The organism is Desulfocastanea catecholica, assembly GCF_054657295.1.
In genome coordinates, this window is sequence record NZ_BAAHYZ010000064.1 from 1 (window position 1) to 5844 (window position 5844).

At 40.8% G+C, this 5844-nt stretch carries 8 protein-coding genes; 5 read left to right on the forward strand and 3 right to left on the reverse strand.

All coding sequences use genetic code 11. From position 1 onward, the window contains the following. Positions 1-102 precede the first annotated feature (102 nt). From ACYQ8U_RS22390 to ACYQ8U_RS22400, 3 genes are all read right to left on the reverse strand, one after another. Complete coding sequence (locus ACYQ8U_RS22390) at positions 103-279, reverse strand: hypothetical protein (RefSeq protein ID WP_459947784.1); 177 nt, start codon at positions 277-279, stop codon at positions 103-105. A gap of 253 nt (positions 280-532) precedes the next feature. Then, the gene (locus ACYQ8U_RS22395) at positions 533-1408 is read right to left on the reverse strand and encodes an alpha/beta fold hydrolase (protein WP_459947785.1); all 876 of its coding nucleotides are present in this window, start codon (positions 1406-1408) and stop codon (positions 533-535) included. 185 nt (positions 1409-1593) lie between these two features. Then, positions 1594-2706, reverse strand: a complete 1113-nt coding sequence (locus tag ACYQ8U_RS22400) for a mechanosensitive ion channel domain-containing protein (protein WP_459947786.1) — start codon at positions 2704-2706, stop codon at positions 1594-1596. Positions 2707-3340: 634 nt separating this feature from the next. Between ACYQ8U_RS22400 and ACYQ8U_RS22405 the strand changes: the two genes are divergently transcribed. From ACYQ8U_RS22405 to ACYQ8U_RS22425, 5 genes are all read left to right on the forward strand, one after another. Further along, the gene (locus ACYQ8U_RS22405; protein ID WP_459947787.1) at positions 3341-3637 is read left to right on the forward strand and encodes a helix-hairpin-helix domain-containing protein; all 297 of its coding nucleotides are present in this window, start codon (positions 3341-3343) and stop codon (positions 3635-3637) included. Positions 3638-3666: 29 nt separating this feature from the next. Continuing rightward, the gene (locus ACYQ8U_RS22410) at positions 3667-4188 is read left to right on the forward strand and encodes an O-acetyl-ADP-ribose deacetylase (RefSeq protein ID WP_459947788.1); all 522 of its coding nucleotides are present in this window, start codon (positions 3667-3669) and stop codon (positions 4186-4188) included. After that, on the forward strand, positions 4185-4391 hold the full coding sequence (locus ACYQ8U_RS22415; protein ID WP_459947789.1) for a hypothetical protein: 207 nt from the start codon (positions 4185-4187) through the stop codon (positions 4389-4391). The genes ACYQ8U_RS22410 and ACYQ8U_RS22415 overlap by 4 nt, the downstream gene beginning before the upstream one ends. Before the next feature lie 152 nt (positions 4392-4543). Further along, positions 4544-5041, forward strand: coding sequence for a DUF72 domain-containing protein (locus ACYQ8U_RS22420; protein WP_459947790.1), 498 nt, complete (start codon positions 4544-4546; stop codon positions 5039-5041). Between the two features lie 302 nt (positions 5042-5343). Beyond that, a partial coding sequence (locus ACYQ8U_RS22425) for a hypothetical protein (protein ID WP_459947791.1) occupies positions 5344-5844 on the forward strand: 501 nt, incomplete at its 3' end.

Genomic DNA, 5844 nt, shown 5'->3' on the forward strand with positions numbered 1-5844 from the left:
CAACAAAGATAGTGACGTAAACTCTCATAATTGCACCTTCATCTGGTTTCCCTATCATCTGTTGTTCAAACAATCTTCAAGATAATTTAGAACTGAAGAAATCTATTTTTCCGACTCTTCAATATAAATTTCACGATAATCTTTAAGAATTTGTTCTTTAAAATCCCTTATAGTGAGTTTGTCGCTTTCATAAAATCCATAGTGTTTAAACAGTTTTTCAAGGTCTGCGTCCAAATCGGAAAGCATAGGCATCAACTCTAACCAGTATAAATTGTTCATTTTAATCCTCAAGTTTATTTAGAGTTTTGATATGGCATCAAACCGGGAAACCAAATGGATGATATGCCTGTAGAGAAGATCTATCTATTTTACATGCCTGGTTCCGGTCCACAGCTTTCGCAAGTATTACCAAATGACCATGGCATGTCATCTGTTCTGATTCAAAATTGGTTGATAGGAGATATCGTGACTCGGTGAACGTGGAGTTCACCGGCAAGCGTCAGCGAGTGCGGTGGAACGTTGGGTCATATGTTTATTTACTTTTTGATTCTATGGAGTTAATGGCTTTTTTCAACAGCATATTAAATTCTTCGGGCTTTTCTAGCATTGGAAAGTGACCTGTTCCTTCAATATAAAAAAGTTGATAGTTTTTTATATACTTTCTGTTCTCTTCAGGTGCTGTCGGCCATAATCTGGCGTTTATTGAGACTACAGGAATATTGATATCTTTAAATACAGTGGCAGCTTCTCCATTTACATATTGACCCAGATAGTTGCGAAAGGCACTTAAAGCAATTTCCTTTGGGGCAGAAGACACATCTTCTTTTACCCAAAAAATCAATTGTTGATCGGTACCTTTCGCGAACATTGGTGATACAAAATCCTTTGCGGCACTTTTAAAATCAGCTTCAAAGGGTTTTACCATTTCGTCAATTACACTTTGAGGGGTGCGCTCCGCAACATTTTGCAAGGTATCAACTCCTACAACTCCAACTACTTTACCAGGCATTAACCTGGCCGCTTCAGCAATTACACCGCCTCCCATTGAATGCCCGATCAGGATAGCTCTATCAATGTTCTCTTTATCAACAATTGCTTTCACATCGTTAGCGAAGGACAACATTGAAAAATTGGATCTATCAAATGAAGAATGTCCATGGCCAGCCAGATCAACAGTGATTACTTGATACTCTTTTGCGAATACAGGAATTTGTTTCTGCCAGTAACGTCCGTCACAGCTCCAGCCGTGGATAAAAATCAGCGTAGTTTTGCCTTTGCCGACCACATCATAAGCGATACGTTCTGAATCAAAAGACAATGCGACATCATGCCTGAGAGAAAGCTGGTTGTTCGCACATCCTGTTAATAGGATGAAAGGTATTAATATAAATAATATCTGTTTTTTCATGTATGCTCCTTATTGCTCATATAGCAAGTTATTCAGATGATTTGTATATCTCCCCTGATTGGGATGATATACAGAATGATAACATAATTGGGGAGATCTTTATCGAAGTATTCCAAAAGTCAATATCTTTCCAGTCAGTCATTTCAAGTGGATAGGAGAAATATTAACTTTCTTAACGCCCAAGCTCATTGGTGGGGATGGAGCGCAACGGAATCTCCATCCAGTGCAGCGTCTTGTTCGGCATTGCTGTTTTCAATTTCTGACTGCTTAGGCAGTTCCTTTAGGGATTTTAGGCGCTCCTGCATTTTATCAAGTGCTTCCTGCTTTACTTTTTTTTCCTCCTCGTTGGTTATCTTCTTTAACGTCCCTTCCAACTTTTCAATCTCTTGCATCACTTGCAGTTTTTCATTCTCCAGCTTTTCTGCTTTTTCAGCCTTGTCGAAGGCTATGTCTTCCGCTGAAGATTCAGGTGCCTTGGATATTGTCACGACTGTATTTGAAGGAATAATTCTTGCGCTATCGCTTATCTTTCTCTGGTTCATGAAGGAAGGCGACATGATTTCAATGTCATGGCTGTGTAGAGTGTCCAGCACACAAGCATAAAGGTTTGAGCGTGCTGAAATGAGACGTTTTGGCTCCTCAAGTAAACCCGACACGCGGTATGAAACCGAAAAGTTACCCAATTCCAAAATATGGACGAATGGCTCTGATAAACCGCAAGCTCGAGCTGCTTCCATCAGTAATGATTCGATTCGTCTATGATCTAAATCATATCCCAATGATAGTGATGTAGAGATAATGGTTCCTGAGCTACGAATTGTAGTTACAGGATTGCTGATGCAGTAAGTATTTGGTAAAGCAATCAATTCCCGTGTTTCAGTTTGAATTTCTGTGTCGAACAATCCACGCTCAGATACCCGGCCGAAATGTTCACCTATGCGAATAAAATCCCCGACTCTAAAGGGTTTGGTTATTCGCAATAGCACACCTGCCATAAGATTTGAAATAACCGTTGTTGATGAAAAAGCAAAAATTCCCGAAAGCAAAATTCCAATCAACCCCATTAATTGATTACGCGAACTATCACTAATGGGTAGGAAAAAGACGGATATTAATAGGCCAAGCAGAGTCAACCCAAGCATAATGAGTTGACGTGGAAACAAGCGCTCATTGCCTAAATTTGGATGTCGCTTAATTAACAACCAATATGTTATCCACAGTATCACTCCAACAACAAAGGCTGTAATTATTAACGGTACAAATGATGTGAGCTTTTCGAGCAAATTTTCTAACCCCATAAAAAGATGTTTCTATCTTTGCCGAACAAGTGATTATACGAAAGAAGAAATCGTATAGCTCTCCATTCGGAATGATATACGAAAGAGAACGTAGGCGACTCTCATCATGGTCAAGCTATTTCCACTAGATTTAAACCCGTATTATTCACAAGGGACAAGATACCCACCAATTGCGTCATGCCCCACAATGATAACAATCCAGTTGTGCTACGGCGTGATAGTTGTATTCTGTGTGACTATTTGTGGTAAAATTATTACCACCAACTATTTGTTATTACAATTGGTTATTCAAACAAAATTAATGAGGTTGTCAGTCGTGGCGATTGTTTATTGATATTTTTTAAGATGTGCCTTTTGTGATTGAACCAGAGATTAGATATTCAAGGTGTTACTGAGCATTCTAACCCCACAAATATACTCGTTTTTGAGCGATTTCTATCTGTCGAATATCATTGGTCGGATCAGCTGAAGATTGTCCATATTGCTCGTATTTGATGGATGGAATAGCGGCGATAGCGGGTGAAGGACATTGATAACGATGGAACAAAATAGTCAGTCGAAGGGGTCCTTGATGAACCTGTGAAAACTTGATGTAAATGCTTATAGTATCATGGAAAACTTGAGCGGGGTAAGAATGAAAAATCCTGACAGACAAATAGTAACAGATCTTACGGATCTGCCTAATGTCGGTAGAGCTATTGCTCGTGATCTTGGCCTGGTTGGGATTCAAAACCCTAAAGATCTCATCGGTAAAAATGCTTATCAGCTACACGATGAATTATGCCGGGCAACAGAAAAGAGACATGATCCCTGTGTGATTGATGTGTTTCTTGCTGTTATAGACTTTATGGAAGGTGGAGATCCTGTTCCGTGGTGGGAATTTACTGCTGAACGGAAAAGGCATACGACAGGGGATCATGAGAGGAAATGACTTCGATCCAGACTCTATAGGAACTTGCAATGGAACGTATTCAGATAGTGAGGACCGATATCACCAAATTGGGGGTTGATGCAATAGTCAATGCTGCAAATAACAGCCTTTTAGGTGGTGGCGGAGTTGATGGAGCAATACATAGAGCAGCTGGCCCCGAATTAGTAAAAGAGTGTAGAGCTCTCAATGGTTGCGCTACTGGGGATGCAAAAATAACTCATGGCTATAATCTTCCTGCAAAATTTGTGATTCATACTGTCGGACCCATATGGAAAGGTGGAAGTAATAACGAAAGATCTCTGCTGGCCTCATGCTATAGAAAGAGTTTGCAATGTGGAGTTGATAATGACTGTAAGACCATAGCTTTTCCTGCCATCAGCTGTGGTGCCTATGGTTTTCCAATTGCCGAAGCCTGTGATATTGCCATGCATGAAGTGTGTAATTTTTTAGATAAGACTGATGCAATTAGCACTGTTTATTTTGCTTGTTTTTCGCCAGAGATAGAAAAAGAATTACGCAGAGCTAAAGAAGATCGGGAGATTTTATCATGAAAAACACAAGATCTGATACTTACAAAGGTTGGACTATATCAATTAATGCCGAAGATAATCAAGATTCTCATTTCAGTTTTGATATCACTAACCCATCAGGTAATTCGCAACATGTAAAGATGGGCGGCATCAATGAACAACGAGCTTTGGAAAGAGCAAGAGAAATGATTGATATGGAAATTGCCATGAATGAAGAGGAGTGAGATGCGTGAGTAGATCGTATCTATATCTACCTTGCGCAAGATAGGGATTGGCACTGCACTTTCCAGGGAAAGAATTATAGGCGATGGCGATCAGCTTTGAAGATGTATGAAAAAACAACATGATATCCTCTTGAAATGATATAGCGATATTTATGAAAGCGCCAAAATCCTCTCTACACATTGGCACCTGCAGTTGGAAATATGATTCATGGCGGGGAATTGTCTATTCCGACGCAAAGGAAAAGAATTATCTCCGGGAGTATAGTCAGCACTTTTCAACGGTGGAAGTCGATCAATGGTTTTGGAGTCTATTCGCCAGTGACAAGGTCGTGCTGCCTAAATCCAAAGTGGTTAAGGAATATGCCGATTCGGTGCCGGAGGATTTTATTTTCAGTATTAAGGTCCCCAACAGTATCACCCTGGCGCATCATTATAAGAAGGAGAAAAGCGATTCGTTGCAGGTCAACCCACATTTTCTTTTGGTTGGCGTCATGAAACGTTTTTTCGAATTATTGGAACCCTTGGGTGACAGGATAGGTCCGCTCAACTTCCAGTTTGAATATCTCAACAAGCAGAAGATGGGCGGGGTAGGGGAGTTTGTCGATAAGTTCGGAGAATTTGTGGATCAGCTTCCTGCAGGGTTCAAGTAATGTGTAGAGATCAGGAACCCAAATTATTTGACGAACAAGTACTTTGATTTCCTAGCGGTGACTGGATTGCACCATGTTTTTCTACACGGGTATTATATGCCATCTATCTTTGACGTATACAAACAATTCAAGGAAAAGATCCAGTCCAGGGGTTCCCGGGCAGCCCGGAAAGCCAGCAATAGCGTAGTTTTTTGAAGGGGTCTTCGTAAACATTTTAAAAAAAAATCTGCGATTATAATAAAATATACCTTGACATATCCGCCTCTTTGTAAGCAATATCAATTACTTACAAAGAGGCGGATATGTCAAACCACATTAAAACAATTGCGAACAAACGTAAACGAGAAATGGCTCGTAATGAAGAGATCAAACTTCGAAAACACTTGAACGCCGACGCTTTGATCAAAACCATGCGAACCGGTTTTGCCGGCATTCGCGACCATCGGCTAGGTAATGTTACGCATACTCTCGCCGATTCTTTGATGGCCGGTTTTGCTGTGTTTTCGCTCAAAGATCCTTCACTGCTGGCCTTTGATGAACGAAGATGCACAGGTCCGCATAATCTTATGACGATATACGGGACGGGCAGCATTCCCTGCGATACATCCATGCGGGAAATCCTCGATGGGGTCGATCCCAATGACCTTCGACCACTCTTCAAGAATGCCTTCAGGCAATTACAACGAGGCAAGGTTCTGGAAAAATTTGTCTTTATGGAAGGCAGCTACCTGCTGAACCTTGACGGTACCGGTTATTTTTCCTCGGATTCGCGCCATTCCGACGCATGCCTGGAAAAAAGAAAT

Bases quoted from the DNA above. Each gene is read 5' to 3' on its own strand.
- ACYQ8U_RS22390 (WP_459947784.1), bottom strand. From the start codon at position 279: ATGAACAATTTATACTGGTTAGAGTTGATGCCTATGCTTTCCGATTTG.
- ACYQ8U_RS22395 (WP_459947785.1), bottom strand. From the start codon at position 1,408: ATGAAAAAACAGATATTATTTATATTAATACCTTTCATCCTATTAACA.
- ACYQ8U_RS22400 (WP_459947786.1), bottom strand. From the start codon at position 2,706: ATGGGGTTAGAAAATTTGCTCGAAAAGCTCACATCATTTGTACCGTTA.
- ACYQ8U_RS22405 (WP_459947787.1), top strand. From the start codon at position 3,341: ATGAAAAATCCTGACAGACAAATAGTAACAGATCTTACGGATCTGCCT.
- ACYQ8U_RS22410 (WP_459947788.1), top strand. From the start codon at position 3,667: ATGGAACGTATTCAGATAGTGAGGACCGATATCACCAAATTGGGGGTT.
- ACYQ8U_RS22415 (WP_459947789.1), top strand. From the start codon at position 4,185: ATGAAAAACACAAGATCTGATACTTACAAAGGTTGGACTATATCAATT.
- ACYQ8U_RS22420 (WP_459947790.1), top strand. From the start codon at position 4,544: ATGAAAGCGCCAAAATCCTCTCTACACATTGGCACCTGCAGTTGGAAA.